Here is a 16,756-nt window from a genome sequence, read left to right as displayed (position 1 = left end):
CCTTGGGTGGTTGATTTTCCTGCCCGGGCCGGGCACGCCGCGAACAGCGTGAAGCCGGGTGGTCAGCCGGATTCCTTGTCGTTGAACGACTCGAAATCCGGCTGCACTAGGTTACTTGACGTTCTTGGCCTCCGCCAATCCCTTGTTGACGTCCTTGATCAGGGAGTCGATCAGGTCCTGGCTGTCCTTCACGTCGCCCGAGGCGCTGGCCGAGATGGCGGTGCGCCCATCCAGGGCCTGGACGCTGATGCTGTTCATCGGCACGTCCACTCCGTCCATGGCGACATTGGTCTTGGTCACCACGGTCAGCTCTGCGTCCGAGGTGCCGTCAAGGATTTCTGCCGAAGCCGTCAGCTTCTGGCCCTGGGCCTCCATGGAGAAGCTGTCGCAGCCGTTCAGGTCCTTGGACTCGGCGCCCTTGCGGGCGGCCTCCAGCTTGGCGTCATCTTCATAGGAGGCTACGGAGTAGCTCTTGGCGTTGGTGCCGTCCACAACGGTGGCGACCGCCATGTTGATGCCTTCTACGTCCCAGGAACTCTGCTCGGCGATCACCTCGGCGCACTTGGCCGGCTCGATCTTCATTTCATCGATCATCTTCTTGGCCTGGGGCATGTTCGCGGCGATGGTGTCCCCGTCGAGCACCTGTGCCTTCTCCTCGCCCTCCACCATCGATTCGGCCACGGTCTTGACCTGCGCGCCGTCCAGGGTTGGGGCCTCGTTGGCCGGCTGACTCTGGGCCTGGCCTGGGTCGGCGGGCGCGGAATCGTTCGATCCGCTGTTGTCGGATCCTCCACAACCGGACAGGGCAAATGCGGCTGCCAGCGGCAGAATCATCAGCGAACGCTTCTTCATGGCTACTCCCTCAAGTTAGATGATCGTTCCCGAGCAGTCTATTAGAATAATGATTGGAAATAAAACTCGTGACGCGAACTTTTTCGAGATTTTTCTGCCGCTCGGATCGATTCATTCCATGCATTTGAATTGAAGCGGCACGCCACCACGCCCTGCCCGCTGCGGGTCTGCGGTTCTCGGCTACTGCTGGTTGCGCACCAGCTCCAGCACCCGATCGGCATCTTCGGTCGCCTGTTCCAGCTGCTGCGCCTGGTTTTTCCTATCCAGTGGCTGGCTGATGGTGACCATCAGGTTGCCGTGGGCCGCGCGCACCACCGTCTGCTGCATGGCCGCCGAGCCATCGCTGCTGGTGAGCAGGTGGGCGCGGGAATACTCGGCACCGGAGGACACCGGCTGCTTGGCCAGGTGATAGGCCACGTGCTTGTCCCCGCGCAGCACCGTGTATCGGGTGCATTTGCTGGACAATTCATCGTCCTTGGCCAGCTGGTCCTTTAGCCTCTGGGTGTCCTTGAAGGCAGCAGCGGCCACGGTGCCCTCATCGGTTTCCAGCAGTGCCATGGTGGCGCCGGCCAGCTGCTCAGCCAGGGGGATGTCCATGATCGGGCCGCATTCAGCGGGGTTGACCTTGATGTCCTTTAGCCAGCTCTGGGCGGCAGGAATGGTGCGGCGCAGCTCTTCGTCGTCGATGAGGTGAGCGTCATTGGCCCCCTGGGAAAATTCGTTCAGTGCATCGTGCATCTGGCTCGCGGAACGTTCAATGGCCGCCGCCTGGGAACCGCCTTCGGCGGCGTCGGTCGGCTCCGCGCTGCAGCCGGCCATTGTCGCGGTTAATGCCACCATCAGGGATAGCACCGTGAAGCGACGTCCCCTGCGCAGTTTCATTGCCCAGCCTTTCGCCTCATGATTCACGGCTCCTGAAAATATCCTTGGGCGCGCCAATTCGCCTCAATAAAGGTTAGAACAGAATGGTCGCGAACGTGCCAATTTGGCGGAAACCCACGCGCTCGTAGCTGCGGATCGCCGCGGTGTTGTAGTCATTGACATATAGGCTCGCGACCGGCGCGAAGCTCAGCGCGTGGTTGACCACGGCAGACATGTATCCGGCGGCCAGCCCTTGCCCGCGGTAGCGGGGGTTGATCCACACGCCCTGGATCTGGGTGGCCTTGGCGGTCACGGTGCCCAGGTCCGCCTTGAAGATCACCTCTCCGTACTGGTCCACATCGAAGAAGGTGTGGCCTTGGCGCAACATGTTGCGCACCACCGGCTGCGGTAGTACCCTCCCCCGCTTTCCAGCGGCGAGTAGCCCAATTCCTCTTCGAACATTGCCGCACTGGCGGGCAGCACCAAATCGAAGTCCTGCAGGGTGGCGGTGCGCAGCGTGGTGGCCGGCGGAACCGGGGAAAGGTCTTCGATAGTCATCAGCGGCTGGTTGGCGCGCACGTCAAAAATGCGCTGAGGTCCGGTGGACAGCACCGGCTCCATGGCCATTACCGCCTCGCGCGGGCCGAAGACCGAGGCGAAACGCTGCCGGGTGGCCAAGGCCCGACGCGCATAGGCCTGGGCGTAGGTGTAGTGCATGGCGGTGGGCACGATATTGGCGCCCACCCAGCACGCATTGCTCAGTTCCCCGGGATTTTTGGGCGCGAAGATCTGGGCGAAGCTGTCAGGCGCAGCCGAACGGTGTTGGTCCAGCTGCGCCCGCAGGAAAATGTTGGTGACCGGATCTTCATCCAGCATCGCGAGCAGGGCCGGGGTATCGCTCCGGCCCAGCACGCGCGTTACCTGGTCGGCTTCGTCCTTAGCTGACGGTAACCACGGGAGAACCCGCGGCAGGATTTTCGCCATCGTTCACGCCCATCTCACTGGCAATTCGCTGCGCCTCTTCGATCAGGGTCTCCACGATCTCATCCTCGGGCACGGTCTTGATGACCTCGCCCTTGACGAAGATCTGGCCCTTGCCGTTGCCGGAGGCCACCCCGAGGTCGGCGTCGCGGGCCTCGCCCGGCCCGTTGACGACGCAGCCCATGACGGCCACGCGCAGCGGCGCCTCCATGCCTTCCAGCCCGGCGGTGACCTTGTCGGCCAGCGCGTAGACATCCACCTGGGCGCGTCCGCAGGACGGGCAGGAGACGATGTCCAGCTTGCGCGGGCGCAGGTTCAGCGATTCCAGGATCTGGTTGCCAACCTTGACCTCTTCCACCGGCGGGGCGGAGAGCGAGACGCGGATGGTGTCGCCGATCCCCTGCGAGAGCAGGGCGCCGAAGGCGGTCGCGGACTTGATGGTGCCCTGGAATGCCGGGCCGGCCTCGGTGACGCCCAGGTGCAGCGGCCAGTCCCCGGATTCCGCCAGCAGCTGGTAGGCGCGCACCATGATCACCGGGTCGCTGTGCTTGACCGAGATCTTGAAGTCGTGGAAACCGTGTTCCTCAAACAGGGAGGCTTCCCAGATCGCCGACTCAACCAGCGCCTCCGGGGTTGCCTTGCCGTACTTCTTCAGCAGCTTGGGGTGCAGGGATCCGCCGTTGACGCCGATGCGGATCGAGGTGCCGTGGTCCTTGGCGGCCTGGGCGATTTCCTTGACCTGGTCATCGAACTTGCGGATGTTGCCCGGGTTCACGCGCACCGCACCGCAGCCGGCCTCGATGGCGGCAAAAACGTACTTGGGCTGGAAGTGGATGTCCGCGATGACCGGGATCTGCGACTTCATCGCGATGATCTTCAGCGCCTCGGCGTCCTTGTCGGTGGGGCAGGCCACCCGGACAATGTCGCAGCCGGCAGCCGTGAGCTCCGCGATCTGCTGCAGGGTCGCATTGATGTCATGCGTCTTGGTGGTGGTCATCGTCTGGACGCTGATTGGCGAGTCCGACCCGATGCCCACGCTGCCGACTTTAAACTGACGGGTCTTGCGACGGGGGGCGATGACCGGCGGGGGTGCAGCCGGCATGCCGAGTTTGACCGAAGTCAATGGAGGCCTCCGAAGGATCTGTAGGTAGTTCTCAAGTCCAAGTATGTCACTGTCTGCGCCCGAAGGGGTACGGATGCGAGCTAAACCACCCGGGCACCGGTGCACGCATCGGCCCGGGGCCCGGGATAGCCGCCCGGGTACGAACGCGTCCCCCGCCTTCAACGTATTGGCGGGGGACGCAGGGGGTGGGCCCGAAAGGGTAGGTCGGGCCCGCGGGCCGGGAAACGGCCTGGAGGGAAACTAGTTGGCTTCGGCGATGCGGCGGATGTCGCTGAGCATGCCCGAGACCTGCTCGGCCACCTCGGCGTCGTCCTTCGGGTGGGTCTCGGCGAAGCGGACGACGGAGTTCGGGATGGCGATCTTGATGTCCTCGATCACCTTGGCGCCGGCGATTCCCAGGGCCTTGCGGGCCTCATCCTGGGCCCACACGCCACCGTACTGCCCGAAGGCGGTGCCGATGACTGCGGTCGGCAGGCCGGTGGCCGCCGAGGCGCCGAAGGGGCGTGAGAGCCAGTCAATGGCGTTCTTCAGCACGGCCGGCATGGTTCCGTTGTACTCCGGGGAAACCACCAGCAGGGCGTCGGCCTCGGCCACTGCGGCACGCAGGGCCGCGGCGGCGGCGGGAACCTGGCCCTCGACGTCCTTGTCCTCGTTGTAGAACGGCAGGTTCTCCAGGCCGGAATACACGCTGACTTCCACGCCTTCCGGGGCGTTTTCGACAGTGGCCTCGGCCAGCTGGCGGTTGGTGGATCCATTGCGCAGGGAACCGACAAGGGTCAGGACCTTGGTCGCCATAGGGCGTCTCCTTAGATAGTGAAGCTAGAACACCGCGTCATACTGATGACGCTTCAACTACCTAAACAGTACCCTTCCGTACTGCATTCCGTTTGAGGGCTGTGACGCTGGACACGGCCAGCGTTCTGGTTTCCGCCCCGCGCCGGCTTGCGGGTGGATTGCCAGGGGACTGAGCGTTCCGTGCTCCTGCCCCTGGGGACCACTCTGCTCCCAACTTCGGAGAACCTTTGAACCCATTTCGCCGGCATTGCCGGAGTCCTACGGTAAGGGACAAGAACCGATCCGACACCAGGAGGAAAACATGGACAGCTTTCAACACTTCATCGATTCCGCGGGGCGGGCCGTGGATGCCGTCGGCGTTGCCGCCGTTATTATCGGCACGCTGCTGGCCGCGCTCTTCGCCGCCACCCGGTTGCTACGCCGCGAGGGCGAGGTCTACCGAAAGTTCCGCCAGTTTCTGGGGCGCTCCATCCTGCTGGGCCTTGAACTGCTGGTGGCGGCCGACATCATTCGCACCGTGGCGGTCACCCCGTCCATGGAAAGCGTTGCGGTGCTCGCCGCGATTGTGCTGATCCGAACCTTCCTCAGCTGGTCGCTGGAATTGGAGATTACCGGGCGTTGGCCCTGGCAGAAGCGGCCAGGAGGCGCAGAAGCCGAACCGGACGCCGCCTGAGGCGTGAAGCGCCGCATCCAGTCCGCGACGGGGATCAGTGGACGGCAGGAGTCTTGATCAGAAGGGCGGGTCGGAGGGTTCGCTTTCCGCTCCGTCACGGCGGACGATGCTGATCATCCCGTTGGGTTCCACATAGGCCCGTTCAACCTGCCCAACTTCTTCAATCCCGTGCAGACGCAGTTGTGATTCCACTTCCGCCCGGGTCATGAATTCTCGGAGCATGACCTTCCGGTTTAGCCTGCCGTTCTTGATCAGCAGCTTCGGCTTGGCCTTGAGCAGTCGAGCGACGAAGGGGAAACGATAAGCCAGCGCATCAACAATGACGCTCCACACCAGCATCGTGACGATCAGGATCAGTCCGTCCCCAATCGACTCCCCCTCGCCGTTCAGTCCCGGGGCTGCCGCCTGGGCCACCAGCACCACCAAGAGCACGTCGGTGATGCCCAGGCCCCCGGATTCCCGCTGACCGACCAAACGCATCAGGATGAGCAAGGCAAGGAAGATGATGGTTCCGCGCACCACCACCTCCAGCAAGGGCAGGGTCGGGGCCAAAAGTGAATTCCAGTCCATGGTCCATTCATGCCATGTCCGCTGAGGACCTGCCCGCCTCCGAGGAGGGTACGGAACGTTGCCTGAAGGTCCCCGAGGAAACAGTGCGGCCCCATTGCGGTTTCCGGTTGCCGGCGCGAGGATTCTTAGGGTCTTGGATGCCGCGGTGCACGGAGCCGTCCTGGAGCAAAGTGGCTGCGGCCGGGACGTAACAGCAGCGGTGGGAAATGGAAAGGGGTGCGCCATCGGTTGCCAGTCGGCGCGACAGCTCTAGGCAGGCGGCACGCAGATTCGAGGGTGGGCAGGTTCCCGTGGGGGACACAATGGCATGGTCTGACACCAAAGCGGAGGTTTTCTGATGTCCAGTGCTGAGGCAAATGACCGCCGGGGTGCGCCGGCACGCTCTGGGAAGGGCCGGGGTGGCATCAACCCCGCCCGGCGCACCATCCTTTCCGGGTTCCTCTTCGGTTGCGGCATCGCCGCCTCGATGATCGACCTGTTCATCTTTCACCTCGGGCTGCAGTGGCATCACTTCTATGACCTGTCCACCACCGAGGTCGCGTTGACCGCCGACGGGTTCTTCCATGCCTTTGGCTGGTTCATCACCATCTGGGGGTTGTTCCTGCTGGCCGATGTGCGGCGCCGGGGCGAAGTGAATTGGAAACGCTGGAGCGGTGCGTTGATCGCCGGGGTGGGCTTCTTCCAGCTCTTTGACGGGATTGTGGACCACAAGATCCTGCGAATCCATCAGATCCGCTACGACGTGGATCTGCTGCCCTACGACGCGATCTGGATTGGGTCGGCCATGGTGCTGCTGCTGGTTGGGCTGCTGATCCTGTGGCGCGCCCGGCCGCACCGCACGGACACGTAGGCGGTTTCATGGGACATACCCACCATGCCGCCCTGTTGGCAGCCCATGGCCACCAGCCCCTGGGCTGGCAGGTGTTTGAGGTTGTGGCCGTGTTGCTGTTGGCGGCAGCTGCGTTCGGTTACGCGGCGGGGCTGATCACCTCCCGGAACCGCGGCCGCTGGCCGGCGCCCCGCACGCTCGCCTGGTATGCGGGGCTATTGTGTGCCGCGGCCGGGCTGGCTGGACCGGTGGCGACGGCCGCCCACACCAGTTTTACCGCCCACATGTTCGGGCACCTGCTGCTGGGCATGCTCGCCCCGCTGCTGCTGGTGCTGGCCCGCCCGATCACGCTGGCCCTGCGCGCCCTGCCGGTGAGGCAGGCGCGGGCAGTGACCCGGCTGCTGCGCTCGGCCCCGATTCGGGTGCTCACCCATCCGTTCGTTGCCGGCATCCTGAACGCCGGCGGGCTGTGGCTTCTCTACACCACGGACCTGTATCACCTCATGCATTCCTCGGTGCTGCTCCATGCGGTGGTTCACGTGCACATCTTCCTGGCCGGGTACGTGTTCACCGCCTCCGTGGTTGGCGGAGATCCGGATCCGCACCGGGCCTCGTTCCGGATGCGGGCCACGGTGCTGGTCAGCTTCATCGCGGCCCATGCAATTCTGGCGAAGTGGTTGTACGCGCATCCGCCCGTCGGAGTGGAGGCCGCGGATGGGCGGGCTGGGGCCCAGCTGATGTACTACGGCGGGGATGCGGTGGACGTTGGCCTGATCGTGCTGCTGTTTATCGGCTGGTACGCCGCGACCCGTCCCAGGCCCGGGGGCCGGCCGGCCGCGGACACGGTCTGAAGGCCCCTCTGCCCCTGTCTCCTGTCCCGATCAGGCCTGCCGCTTCAGACCCGGATCCCGGAATCCTTCAGCGCCTGACGCGCCGCATGCCATCCGGCCATGCCGTGCACTCCCCCGCCCGGTGGGGTGGAGGAGGAGCACAGGTACAGCCCGGGCACCCCAAGCCGGTACGGGGTCAGGGACGCGGTGGGCCGCAGGAACTGCTGCAGCCTGTTCAGTGCACCGCCGCCGATGTCCCCGCCCACCAGGTTCGGGTTCCAGGCCTCCAGTGCGGTCGGGTCCGTTTCCACCCGGCGCAGGACGCGATCCCGGAAGCCGGGGGCGAAGCGTTCAATCTGCTCATCAATCTTCTCCCCGGCCGGGCCCTGGTAGCCCTGCGGCACGTGGGCATAGGCCCACACCACGTGCTTTCCGGCCGGGGCCCGCGAGGCGTCGGCGGAGGACGGCTGGACCACCATGACAAACGGGCGCTCGGGCAGCCGACCCCGGGCGACCTCGCGTTCGGCCGCGACCAGTTCCTCGGCATTGCCCACCACGTGCACGGTGCCGGCATTGGCGGTGCGTGGATCCCGCCACGGTACCGGGCCGTCCAGCAGGTAATCGACCTTGTGGGCGGCGGTGCCGTAGCGCCAGCGCCCCAGCTGGGTGCGGTATCGGGCCGAGAGCCGGTCCCCGGCCAGCTGCAGGACCTGGCGCGGGGTGATGTCCAGCAGGTTTAGTTCGGCCGGAGGCAGCTCATCCAGGTCCTGGATGGGTACTTGGGTGTGGATCTGCACCCCGCGCTGGCGGACGACCCGTTCCAGCGCCGCGGCAATGGATCCGGTGCCGCCGCGTGCCACCGGCCAGCCCCAGGTCTGGCCCAGCGCACCGAACAGGACTCCGAACCCGGAGGTGAAGGGGTGCTCCATGGGCAGCATGGAGTGGGCGCTGGCCCCGGCGAACAGGGCCCGGGCCTGGCGGCTGCGGAACAGTGCCGGGCCGAGCAGCGCGGTGGGCACCAGTGCACGCATCCCGAATCCGGCCATCAGCACCGGGTGTGGCGGGATGCGGGTCAGCGGGCTGGTGGCGTTGCGCAGGATCTCGGCAGGGCGGCGCACGAACGGGGAATGCAGTACCCGCCAGGCCCGCGCATCCTGGGGGAACTGCTGCACCGTGGCCTCCATGCCCCGGTGCAGGAGCACCGAGTCGGCCCCGTCCAGCGGGTGGGCCAGCGGGTAGTCGTGGAACGCCCACTCCAGCCCCGCCTCGGTCAGTCCCAGATGCGCGAATGCCGGGCTGCCGTAGGCGAAGGGGTGCGCCGCCGCGCCCAGGTCGACGGTGACATCATCACCCAGGGTGTGGCCCGAGGCGGCGGCACCGCCAACCACGGCGTTGCGCTCGAAAAGCTGCACCTGCACCCCGTGCTCGGCCAGCACCGCCGCAGCGGTCAGGCCATTGGGTCCAGAACCCACCACGTTCGCACGCAACACCATTGCTCGTTCTCCCCTGCTCCTGTTCTTTACCGCCCCTGACCGGGACGGTCGGCTTCCTGCTCGGCTGTGCTCCTAGCCCTTGTCGATGAAGCGGTCCTTCCAGGAGTCATTGCTGATATCGCACAGTTGACTGATCTGGTCCTCGGCCCGCCGGGCCAGGTCCGCCAGCAGTTCCGGATCCAGCCGCGGCTCCTCGGGGACCATTAGCTCCAGGGTTCGCCACATGCGCAGCTTGGCGTTCAGCAGGCCGGTCAGCACATCCAGCTGCACCTGAGCCAGCGAGAGCCGTCGCATGCGGGAGGGGTTGAACGGGTTAAAGCGCCCCACGATCCAGGCGAGAGGGGCAAAGAGTTTCAAGGCCTTGTGCTCTTCGAAACCCAGCTGGGCAATGATCCGCTTCAGGTCCTCCTGGTCGGCGTGCACCTGATTCTCCAGGGAGATCAGACGCTGTTCATTGGCCGTGCCCTGCCATGTTTCGACGGCTGCCTTGAAGTGTTCCAGCCCGGAGCGGGAGCCCAAGAGGTGCTCGCTGAGGTACTGATGCAGTTTGTCCTGATCGATGCGCATGTCAGTGGCCATGGCCGGTGGTCCTCCGCGGTCGGTCCGGGGCGCACCGGTGGTGCCGATGCGCCCTTCTGTGCTCCGCACGCTACCGGGCAGCCCGGACCCGGCCAACCACCGGGAGGATTTCACGGTGTTTTCCCACCTAACCCGCATCGGCTGTTCCCCCTGGGGTGCGGGGGCGTTAAAACAGGACTCCCGGCCCACCATTGCTGATGGGCCGGGAATTTCCCGCACCTGTGCGCCAGGCACCCAGCGGTTCACCGGAAAGGCAGGATTGTGGCCTACGAGGAGTATTCCTTCAGCAGGCCGGTAACCGGATTCCACTGGGTGATCACGGTCTTGTCCAGGGCGCCGGTCTTGTTGAACGGATCCTCATCCAGCACCTTGCGCAGCGCCTCTTCCGACTCGGCGCGCATGATCAGCAGCGCCCCATCGGTGATCGGGCACGGCCCGGAGGCCAGCAGCTGCACCGGACCGTCGGATTCAAGGAATTCGGACAGGTACCCGCGGTGGGTCGGGCGGTGCTCATTGCGCAGTTCTTCGGAATCTTCGGCGTACACGTATTCAACGGCAAAAACTTTCATGGTTTCAGCGTAGCGGCACGGCGCCTAGAAGATCTGGATGGGTTTGAAGATGTCCGCGTATATTAAGAGCCCGCCCATGATCATCATGCCCACCACCACCACGTAGGTCAGCGGCAACAGCTTCAGCGTGTCCACCGGGGCCACGTCCTTCTGCCCGCGCAGCCGGGCGAAGAAGCGCTTGAGCCCTTCGAACAGCGCCCCGGCCACGTGCCCGCCATCCAGGGGCAGCAGCGGGATCAGGTTGAAGGCGAACAACGCCAGGTTCAGCCCGCCAATCAGCGAGATCAGTGAGGCGACCTTGTCCTGCAGCCCCAACTGGTCCGAGGCGTTGATTTCCCCGGCGATCCGGCCCACCCCGACCACGGACACCGGCCCGTTCGGGTCGCGTTCCTCGGTGCCAAAGGCCGCCTGCGCCACATCCACCAGGCGCTGGGGCAGGTGCAGGATGACGTTGCCGATCTGCTTCAGCTGGTTGCCCACCACTGCCGGCACCGCGCTGAGCGGCTGGGGCAGGTTCTGGACACTGGAGCTCATCCCCACGAACCCCACCTGCTCGGTGAGCACCTTGCCGTCATCCCCGCTCACCGGGTAGCCGTTGGGATCCAGCTGCGGACGCTCGGTCAAGTAGGGGGACAGCGTGGTGCTGTGGCTGGTCCCGTCCCGCTCATACTCCAGGGCGATGCTCTGGCCCGGGTGCTCGCGGATCACCCCGGTCAACTCGTACCATTCATCGTGGGCCACCGGCTGGCCGTTGACCGAGGTGATGGTGTCCCCCGGACGCAGCCCGGCCGCGTAGGCCGGGGCGGACCGGTCGTTGGCACCGCACTGGGCCTCGTCGGCGTTCTGCGCGGTGGCCATGCACTGGTACACCTCGGACACCGTGGTGGTGGCGGTGGAGACCCCGAAGCCCATCACCACGATCGCGATCATCACGAAGCCGATCACCAGGTTCACCAGCGGACCGCCGAGCATGATGATGATCCGCTTGTGGATCGGCAGCTGGTAGAACATCCGGCCCGCGTCGGTGTCCACCACCTGCTCGTTGGCCTGGGAGCGTGCATCATCGATCAGCTGCCCGAACGCGCGGGTCATCAGCCCTGGCTTCTTGCCCGCCACGGCCTGGGCGCGCGGCGGGTACATGCCCACCATGGACACGTAGCCGCCCAGCGGGATCGCCTTGAGACCATACTCGGTTTCCCCGCGCTCGAAGGAGAACAGGGTCTTGCCAAAGCCGATCATGTACTGCGGAACCCGCAACCCGAACTTCTTGGCCGGCAGCAGGTGCCCCACCTCGTGCAGGGCGATCGAGGCGGCGATCGCCACCACCATGACCAGCACCCCGCCAATGAACATGAGTGTGTTCATGCCAGCTCCTTGATGAAGTTCCCGGCGAAGGACCGCGCCCAGCGGTCGGTGTCCAGCACCAGCTCGGCGCTGGGTGCCTGCTGCGGCGCCTGGTAGGCCTCCAGGGCCCGTTCGATGGTGTCCACGATGTCGGTGAAGCGGATGCGCCCGTCGTGGAAGGCGTCCACCGCTTCCTCGTTCACCGCGTTGTACACGGCCATGTGCGTGGCCGAGGCCTGCGCGGCCTGCTTGGCCAGGCGCACCGCGGAGAACACCTGCTCATCCAGCGGCTCGAACGTCCAGCTGGCGGCGGTGGAGAAATCACAGGCCTGCGCGGCCCCGGGAACCCGGTGCGGCCAGTTCATGCCCAGCGCGATCGGCAGGCGCATGTCCGGCGGGGAGGCCTGGGCGATCACCGAACCGTCAATGAACTGGACCATGGAATGCACGATCGACTGGCGGTGCACAACCGGTTCGATCCGCTCCAGCGGTACGTCAAAGAGCAGGTGCGCCTCGATGACCTCCAGCGCCTTGTTGACCATGGTCGCCGAGTTCGTGGTGACCACCCGGCCCATGTCCCAGGTCGGGTGCGCCAGCGCCTGCTCGGGGCTGACTTCGCGCAGCTGTTCGTGGCTGTAGCCGACGAACGGTCCCCCGGACGCGGTGACGATCAGCTTGGCCACCTCATCGGGGGTGCCCGAACGCAGGGCCTGGGCCAGGGCGGAGTGTTCGGAGTCCACCGGGGCGATCTGCCCGGGGGCGGCGGCGGCCTTGACGACCTGCCCGCCAATGATCAGGGATTCCTTGTTGGCCAGCGCCAGCAGGTGACCGGCCTGAAGTGCGGCCAGGGTGGGCTTCAGCCCGATGGCCCCGGTAATCCCGTTGAGCACCACATCGGCACGCTCATACCCGGCCACGGTGGTGGCCGCCTGCTCACCGGCGACCAGCTGCGGGTGGTAGCCGCTGGCCCCGGCGGCCTCGGCGGCCTGGGCGATCGCCGAGGCCAGGGCGTCCACGTCGGGCAGCGCGCACCCGACCAGTTCGGCGCGGAAGGCCACGGCCTGCTGGGCCAGGAGGGTGAGGTTGCGTCCTCCGGCGAGCGCGGCGACGCAAAAGCGTTCAGGGGCCTTGGCGATGACGTCCAGGCCCTGGTTGCCGATGGAGCCGGTGGATCCAAGCAGCGTGACGCGGCGCGGGTGCCCGGCGGGGGTAAAAACAGATTCGGTGCTCACCCAACAATTATGGACGTGAACGCTGTGAGCGCCCAAAGAGCTGGCCGGGGTGTGATTCTGAACCGGATGGCTCGCCTGGGGCGCGGGCGCCGCACTACTCTGGGCTCAGGTCCCCCGCCCCGCTGGCGCGCACCGATATGCTGCTGGCGGACGGCCACGGATCCCAGCAACGTCAGCAGGAGGGCAGCAGCTCATGGAGAACCAGGCGAACAACGGCAACCAGGCGGACGAGGCAGTGGCGGTGAAGAACGCCAGCACCCCGCAGCAGATTCCCGAGCTCTTCGCCGAAGGCTGGAACAAGAAGGACGCCCAGGCCCTGGGGGCCGTCTTTGCCAAGGACGCGGACTTCGTGAACGTCGTGGGCCTGTGGTGGAACGACCGCGAAACCATCATGGACCGGCACGCCTACGGGTTTGAACGGATCTTCGCCGACAGCTTCATGACGCTGATCGAGGTGCGCGTGCGCCCCCTGGGCCAGGACCATGCGGTGGTCCACGCCCTGTGGGAGGTGACCGGGCAGAACACCGAGCACGGCCAGAAGGCCGGGGCCCGCACCGGGATCTTCAGCTTCGTGGCCGAACGCGACGGTGAGATCTGGCGGGCGGTCAGCGCCCAGAACACCGACCGCGCCCCGGGGATGCAAACCCACGTGGCCGAAGGCGGGACCCTGCGCACCGCGTCCTATAAGAACCTCTCCCCCAAGAGCGGGAGCTAGCCGTGGGTAGCCGGCCCCGAACCACCCTGGGGTTCGGGGCCGGCGCAGCGTCGTGGTTTACCCTGCGTGCAGCCGCGGGCTACTGCCCCGACCCGGCCGCGCTGTGCCCTTGCCGGGTGAACATCAGGCAGGTGCGCCGGGCGGTGGCCACCACCACGCCGTCCTGGTTCTTGCCCGTGTGCTCGAACGTGGCAATGCCCATCCCCGGTTTCGACTTGCTCTCGCGCAGGCTGATGACTTTCGACTCGGTGTACAGCGTGTCCCCCGGGTAGAGCGGGTGCGGGAAGTTGATCTCGGACAGTCCCAGCTGCCCCACGATGGTGCCCTGGGTCAGCTGCGGCACCGACTGGCCCACCATGGTGGCCAGGGTGAACATCGAGTTCATGACCCGCCCGCCCAGCGGCTGGGCGCTGGCGAACACCTCATCCAGGTGCAGCGCCTGGGTGTTCATGGTCATGGTCGTGAACAGGACGTTGTCGGTCTCGGTCATGGTCCGTCCCGGTGAATGCACATAGAGCGCATCCTCCTGAAGCTCATCAAAATACAGGCCGCGCTGCTCAATCCGCTTCATCTGCGCCCCTGCCCTACAGTCCCAGGCTGCGGGCGATCAGCATCAGCTGCACCTCGGTGGTGCCCTCGCCGATTTCCAGGATCTTTGAATCCCGGTAGTGCCGGGCCACCAGCGACTCGTTGATGAAGCCGTAGCCGCCGAAGACCTGGGTGGCATCACGCGCATTGTCCATGGCCGCCTCGGAGGCGATCAGCTTCGCATGCGCCGCCTCGATCTTGAAGTCCTGTCCGGCCAGCATCTTCGCCGCCGCCGCATAATAGGCCAGGCGGGCCGAGTGCACCCGGGAGGCCATGCGCGCGATGGTGAAGGAGATCGCCTGGTTCTTGCCGATCGCCGTGCCGAAGGTGGTGCGGGTCTTGGCGTACTCGACGGCCTCGTCCAGACACCCCTGGGCGGCGCCGGTGGCCAGGGCCGCGATCGCGATGCGCCCCTCATCCAGGATCTCCAGGAAATAGGCGTAGCCGCGTCCGCGCTCGCCGAGCAGGTTCTCCTCGGGAACCACCGCGTCGTTGAAGCTCAGCGGGTGGGTGTCGCTCGCCCGCCAGCCGACCTTGTCGTAGGCCGGCTCCACGGTGAAGCCGGGGGTGCCGCTGGGCACGATCAGCGCGGAGATTTCCTTGGCGCCGGTCTTCGCGTCCTGGCCGGTGACCGCAGTGATGCTCACGTGCGAGGTGATGTCGGTGCCGGAGTTGGTGATGAACTCCTTGGCCCCATTGATCTTCCACTGCCCGTCCTGCAGCACGGCCTTGGTCTTGGAGGCCGAGGCGTCGGATCCGGCGCCCGGCTCGGTCAGCCCAAAGCCGCCCAGCTTTGTGCCGGCGGCCAGTTCCGGCAGCCAGCGCTGCTTCTGCTCCTCGGAGCCAAAACGGTAGATCGGCATGGCGCCCAGGGACACCCCGGCTTCCAGGGTGATGGCCACCGACTGGTCCACCCGCCCCAGTTCCTCCAGCGCCAGGGCCAGGGCGAAGTAGTCCCCGCCCATGCCGCCGTAGTCCTCACTGATGGGCAGCCCGAACAGCCCCAGCTCCCCCATTTGCGCCACAACCTCATACGGGAAGGTGTGGGTGGCATCATGGTGGGCGCTGACCGGGGCAACAACCTCACGGGCAAATTCGCGGACTACCTGCACCAGGTCCTGGTAGCTCTCATCCAGTTCGTGTTCCAACATGCGAGTCTTCCTCCACAGCTTGGCCGCGCCGCACCCGGGTGCCGGTGGGTCCCGGGGACGGCGAGGGACTTGGCGGTGCCGGTGCGTAATGCGTTGAGTCGCCCCGGCACAGCACGTAAGGTTAATAATGATTAACTAATTCGAGACTAGTGGCGCAGTTCACACTTGTCTAGCGTTAGCCGAACCACGAGTGCAAGGGGGCGTTCACATGGCCAAGAGCTACCCGCATCTGAGCGAGCCGACCGAGCGTGAGCGGGCCAAGGCCGAGCGGCGCGAGTCCCTGTTGCGCGAAGCCACCCGGCTCTTTGCCCTGCACGGCTACGCCGGGGTGTCACTGGAGGATCTGGGGGCGGCCTGCGGGATTTCCGGTCCGGCGGTGTACCGGCATTTCTCCGGCAAGCAGGCCGTGTTGATCGCGCTGATGGTGGACATGTCCAAGGACATCCTCGACGGCGGGCAGAAGGCGGTGGGTTCCGGCGGTGAGCCGCTGGAGGTGCTGGGCCGACTGGTGGATTTCCACACCGACTTCTCGCTCTCGCGCCCGGACATCATCCAGGTGCAGGACCGCGACCTGAAGTCGCTGCCCAAGAATGAGCTGCAGCTGGTTCGCAAGCTGCAGAACTCCTACATCGGGTTGTGGACGGACCAGCTGGGCAAGCTGCACCCGAACGCGACCTCGCAAATCAATCGCTTCCGGGCCCATGCGGTCTTCGGGCTGCTGAACTCGACGTCACATTCGGTTCACAACCCGCGCACCAAGAAGTCCGGTTTGAAGGCGCTGCTGTCCCAGATGGCTCTCGCCGCCCTCACTTCCCCGGTAGGCTAGTGCCGACCACCCATTTTGATGCCGTATCGACCGATGCGGTCCCCGTTTCAAGACGAAAGGCTGTTCTCGTGCATCTACGTGAAGTGCGCCCTTCCGACCTCGACGACTTCTTCGCCCACCAGCAGGAGCCGGAGGCCAACCTGATGGCTGCCTATCAGGCGCGCAACCCCTCGGACCGCTCGGTGTTCAACCACCACTGGTCCTCCATCCTCAATGACCCCAAGGTCATTGTGCGCACCATCGAGCACGAGGGCGAGGTGGCCGGGTCCATCCTGGTCTTCGAACATGAGAAGACACCGGAGATCAACTTCTGGACCTCCAGCAAGTTCTGGGGCAAGGGCATCACCACCAGCGCCGTGGATGCCTTCCTGGCCGAATACACCAAGCGTCCGCTGCTCGCCCACGTGGTGCAGGACAACCTGGGATCGATCAAGGTCCTGGAACGCCGGGGCTTCAAGCTGGTGGGCACCGAGGATGTCTTTTCCAACTCCCGCGCCGAAGTGGTCACCGAAAACGTCATGCAGCTGGACTAGCTGCCCGCCGCGCGCCAACGACGCCGCGCCGGCCACCACCGGGTGAAACAGGACGTGCCGCCATCGCGGCTCCTGTTTCACCCGGTGCTGTTTAACCCCAGAACGGCCATTGCACGCCTGAGGGCACCGGCCCTCGCCGTCGCGGGGGCCTTTACCGTCGTTGGCATAAAAAGAGCCTGCGGCACCCGTCCCCCCAGGACCGGGCACCGCAG

The 16,756-nt window shown here is 65.7% G+C and carries 20 protein-coding genes; 6 read left to right on the top strand and 14 right to left on the bottom strand.

The annotated features are described in order from the left end of the window. Positions 1-111: 111 nt before the first annotated feature. The 6 genes from AC6I21_RS04230 to AC6I21_RS04205 all read right to left on the bottom strand — a co-directional run bounded on the left by AC6I21_RS04230 (position 112) and on the right by AC6I21_RS04205 (position 4,612). Positions 112-852: a hypothetical protein gene (locus tag AC6I21_RS04230; RefSeq protein ID WP_138925864.1), complete on the bottom strand. Its 741-nt coding sequence runs from the start codon at positions 850-852 to the stop codon at positions 112-114. 180 nt (positions 853-1,032) lie between these two features. Next, the gene (locus AC6I21_RS04225) at positions 1,033-1,734 is read right to left on the bottom strand and encodes a hypothetical protein (protein ID WP_497763129.1); all 702 of its coding nucleotides are present in this window, start codon (positions 1,732-1,734) and stop codon (positions 1,033-1,035) included. A gap of 73 nt (positions 1,735-1,807) precedes the next feature. After that, complete coding sequence (locus AC6I21_RS04220) at positions 1,808-2,101, bottom strand: GNAT family N-acetyltransferase (protein ID WP_497763128.1); 294 nt, start codon at positions 2,099-2,101, stop codon at positions 1,808-1,810. Next, the gene (locus tag AC6I21_RS04215) at positions 2,050-2,625 is read right to left on the bottom strand and encodes a DUF4081 domain-containing protein (RefSeq protein ID WP_497763127.1); all 576 of its coding nucleotides are present in this window, start codon (positions 2,623-2,625) and stop codon (positions 2,050-2,052) included. The genes AC6I21_RS04220 and AC6I21_RS04215 overlap by 52 nt, the downstream gene beginning before the upstream one ends. A gap of 25 nt (positions 2,626-2,650) precedes the next feature. Further along, the gene (gene ispG / locus AC6I21_RS04210; protein WP_138925862.1) at positions 2,651-3,817 is read right to left on the bottom strand and encodes a flavodoxin-dependent (E)-4-hydroxy-3-methylbut-2-enyl-diphosphate synthase; all 1,167 of its coding nucleotides are present in this window, start codon (positions 3,815-3,817) and stop codon (positions 2,651-2,653) included. Positions 3,818-4,057: 240 nt separating this feature from the next. Further along, positions 4,058-4,612, bottom strand: a complete 555-nt coding sequence (locus tag AC6I21_RS04205; protein ID WP_138173342.1) for an NAD(P)H-dependent oxidoreductase — start codon at positions 4,610-4,612, stop codon at positions 4,058-4,060. 301 nt (positions 4,613-4,913) lie between these two features. Between AC6I21_RS04205 and AC6I21_RS04200 the strand changes: the two genes are divergently transcribed. After that, positions 4,914-5,285, top strand: coding sequence for a DUF1622 domain-containing protein (locus AC6I21_RS04200; protein WP_138925861.1), 372 nt, complete (start codon positions 4,914-4,916; stop codon positions 5,283-5,285). Between the two features lie 57 nt (positions 5,286-5,342). On the opposite strand, the gene AC6I21_RS04195 is transcribed toward AC6I21_RS04200, so the two are convergent. Beyond that, on the bottom strand, positions 5,343-5,855 hold the full coding sequence (locus AC6I21_RS04195) for a DUF421 domain-containing protein (protein ID WP_138925860.1): 513 nt from the start codon (positions 5,853-5,855) through the stop codon (positions 5,343-5,345). Between the two features lie 337 nt (positions 5,856-6,192). On the opposite strand from AC6I21_RS04195, the gene AC6I21_RS04190 reads away from it, so the two are divergent. Further along, positions 6,193-6,705: a DUF2243 domain-containing protein gene (locus AC6I21_RS04190; protein WP_138925859.1), complete on the top strand. Its 513-nt coding sequence runs from the start codon at positions 6,193-6,195 to the stop codon at positions 6,703-6,705. Between the two features lie 8 nt (positions 6,706-6,713). Then, the gene (locus AC6I21_RS04185; protein WP_138925858.1) at positions 6,714-7,535 is read left to right on the top strand and encodes a cytochrome c oxidase assembly protein; all 822 of its coding nucleotides are present in this window, start codon (positions 6,714-6,716) and stop codon (positions 7,533-7,535) included. A gap of 44 nt (positions 7,536-7,579) precedes the next feature. Here AC6I21_RS04185 and AC6I21_RS04180 read toward each other — a convergent pair whose 3' ends face one another. The 5 genes from AC6I21_RS04180 to dxr all read right to left on the bottom strand — a co-directional run bounded on the left by AC6I21_RS04180 (position 7,580) and on the right by dxr (position 12,731). Next, positions 7,580-9,007 carry a phytoene desaturase family protein gene (locus tag AC6I21_RS04180; protein ID WP_497763126.1) on the bottom strand — a complete coding sequence of 476 codons (1,428 nt, stop codon included), beginning with the start codon at positions 9,005-9,007 and terminating at the stop codon, positions 7,580-7,582. 72 nt (positions 9,008-9,079) lie between these two features. Further along, positions 9,080-9,586, bottom strand: coding sequence for a hypothetical protein (locus AC6I21_RS04175; protein WP_246049761.1), 507 nt, complete (start codon positions 9,584-9,586; stop codon positions 9,080-9,082). Between the two features lie 266 nt (positions 9,587-9,852). Further along, the gene (locus AC6I21_RS04170; RefSeq protein WP_138173352.1) at positions 9,853-10,155 is read right to left on the bottom strand and encodes a YciI family protein; all 303 of its coding nucleotides are present in this window, start codon (positions 10,153-10,155) and stop codon (positions 9,853-9,855) included. Between the two features lie 24 nt (positions 10,156-10,179). Next, entirely contained in the window at positions 10,180-11,520 is a 1,341-nt protein-coding gene (locus AC6I21_RS04165) for a M50 family metallopeptidase (protein WP_138925856.1), read from the bottom strand. Next, positions 11,517-12,731: a 1-deoxy-D-xylulose-5-phosphate reductoisomerase gene (gene dxr / locus AC6I21_RS04160; RefSeq protein WP_138925855.1), complete on the bottom strand. Its 1,215-nt coding sequence runs from the start codon at positions 12,729-12,731 to the stop codon at positions 11,517-11,519. The genes AC6I21_RS04165 and dxr overlap by 4 nt, the downstream gene beginning before the upstream one ends. Before the next feature lie 193 nt (positions 12,732-12,924). On the opposite strand from dxr, the gene AC6I21_RS04155 reads away from it, so the two are divergent. After that, a complete protein-coding gene (locus AC6I21_RS04155; protein ID WP_138925854.1) occupies positions 12,925-13,446 on the top strand; it encodes a YybH family protein in 522 nt (173 codons plus the stop codon). A 79-nt stretch (positions 13,447-13,525) separates the two neighbouring features. Here AC6I21_RS04155 and AC6I21_RS04150 read toward each other — a convergent pair whose 3' ends face one another. Both AC6I21_RS04150 and AC6I21_RS04145 read right to left on the bottom strand, forming a co-directional pair. Further along, a complete protein-coding gene (locus tag AC6I21_RS04150) occupies positions 13,526-14,017 on the bottom strand; it encodes a MaoC family dehydratase (protein ID WP_138925853.1) in 492 nt (163 codons plus the stop codon). A gap of 13 nt (positions 14,018-14,030) precedes the next feature. Further along, positions 14,031-15,185 carry an acyl-CoA dehydrogenase family protein gene (locus AC6I21_RS04145; RefSeq protein WP_138925852.1) on the bottom strand — a complete coding sequence of 385 codons (1,155 nt, stop codon included), beginning with the start codon at positions 15,183-15,185 and terminating at the stop codon, positions 14,031-14,033. A 208-nt stretch (positions 15,186-15,393) separates the two neighbouring features. Here AC6I21_RS04145 and AC6I21_RS04140 point away from each other — a divergent pair, with 208 nt between their 5' ends. Further along, positions 15,394-16,011 (top strand): TetR/AcrR family transcriptional regulator, encoded by a 618-nt coding sequence (locus AC6I21_RS04140; protein WP_138925851.1) that lies wholly within the window; start codon positions 15,394-15,396, stop codon positions 16,009-16,011. A 68-nt stretch (positions 16,012-16,079) separates the two neighbouring features. After that, a complete protein-coding gene (locus tag AC6I21_RS04135; RefSeq protein ID WP_138173364.1) occupies positions 16,080-16,544 on the top strand; it encodes a GNAT family N-acetyltransferase in 465 nt (154 codons plus the stop codon). Positions 16,545-16,756: the final 212 nt, after the last annotated feature.

The organism is Glutamicibacter sp. St.4D3 (genome assembly GCF_059728615.1).
The sequence above is the reverse complement of the archived record's forward strand: the minus strand, read 5'-3'. Positions and strand labels throughout refer to the sequence as shown.

What these genes read in the sequence shown, in the direction of transcription:
- AC6I21_RS04230 (WP_138925864.1), bottom strand. Translation starts at nt 852, where the DNA reads ATGAAGAAGCGTTCGCTGATGATTCTGCCGCTGGCAGCCGCATTTGCC.
- AC6I21_RS04225 (WP_497763129.1), bottom strand. Translation starts at nt 1,734, where the DNA reads ATGAAACTGCGCAGGGGACGTCGCTTCACGGTGCTATCCCTGATGGTG.
- AC6I21_RS04220 (WP_497763128.1), bottom strand. Translation starts at nt 2,101, where the DNA reads ATGTTGCGCCAAGGCCACACCTTCTTCGATGTGGACCAGTACGGAGAG.
- AC6I21_RS04205 (WP_138173342.1), bottom strand. Translation starts at nt 4,612, where the DNA reads ATGGCGACCAAGGTCCTGACCCTTGTCGGTTCCCTGCGCAATGGATCC.
- AC6I21_RS04200 (WP_138925861.1), top strand. Translation starts at nt 4,914, where the DNA reads ATGGACAGCTTTCAACACTTCATCGATTCCGCGGGGCGGGCCGTGGAT.
- AC6I21_RS04195 (WP_138925860.1), bottom strand. Translation starts at nt 5,855, where the DNA reads ATGGACTGGAATTCACTTTTGGCCCCGACCCTGCCCTTGCTGGAGGTG.
- AC6I21_RS04190 (WP_138925859.1), top strand. Translation starts at nt 6,193, where the DNA reads ATGTCCAGTGCTGAGGCAAATGACCGCCGGGGTGCGCCGGCACGCTCT.
- AC6I21_RS04185 (WP_138925858.1), top strand. Translation starts at nt 6,714, where the DNA reads ATGGGACATACCCACCATGCCGCCCTGTTGGCAGCCCATGGCCACCAG.
- AC6I21_RS04180 (WP_497763126.1), bottom strand. Translation starts at nt 9,007, where the DNA reads ATGGTGTTGCGTGCGAACGTGGTGGGTTCTGGACCCAATGGCCTGACC.
- AC6I21_RS04175 (WP_246049761.1), bottom strand. Translation starts at nt 9,586, where the DNA reads ATGGCCACTGACATGCGCATCGATCAGGACAAACTGCATCAGTACCTC.
- AC6I21_RS04170 (WP_138173352.1), bottom strand. Translation starts at nt 10,155, where the DNA reads ATGAAAGTTTTTGCCGTTGAATACGTGTACGCCGAAGATTCCGAAGAA.
- AC6I21_RS04165 (WP_138925856.1), bottom strand. Translation starts at nt 11,520, where the DNA reads ATGAACACACTCATGTTCATTGGCGGGGTGCTGGTCATGGTGGTGGCG.
- AC6I21_RS04155 (WP_138925854.1), top strand. Translation starts at nt 12,925, where the DNA reads ATGGAGAACCAGGCGAACAACGGCAACCAGGCGGACGAGGCAGTGGCG.
- AC6I21_RS04150 (WP_138925853.1), bottom strand. Translation starts at nt 14,017, where the DNA reads ATGAAGCGGATTGAGCAGCGCGGCCTGTATTTTGATGAGCTTCAGGAG.
- AC6I21_RS04145 (WP_138925852.1), bottom strand. Translation starts at nt 15,185, where the DNA reads ATGTTGGAACACGAACTGGATGAGAGCTACCAGGACCTGGTGCAGGTA.
- AC6I21_RS04140 (WP_138925851.1), top strand. Translation starts at nt 15,394, where the DNA reads ATGGCCAAGAGCTACCCGCATCTGAGCGAGCCGACCGAGCGTGAGCGG.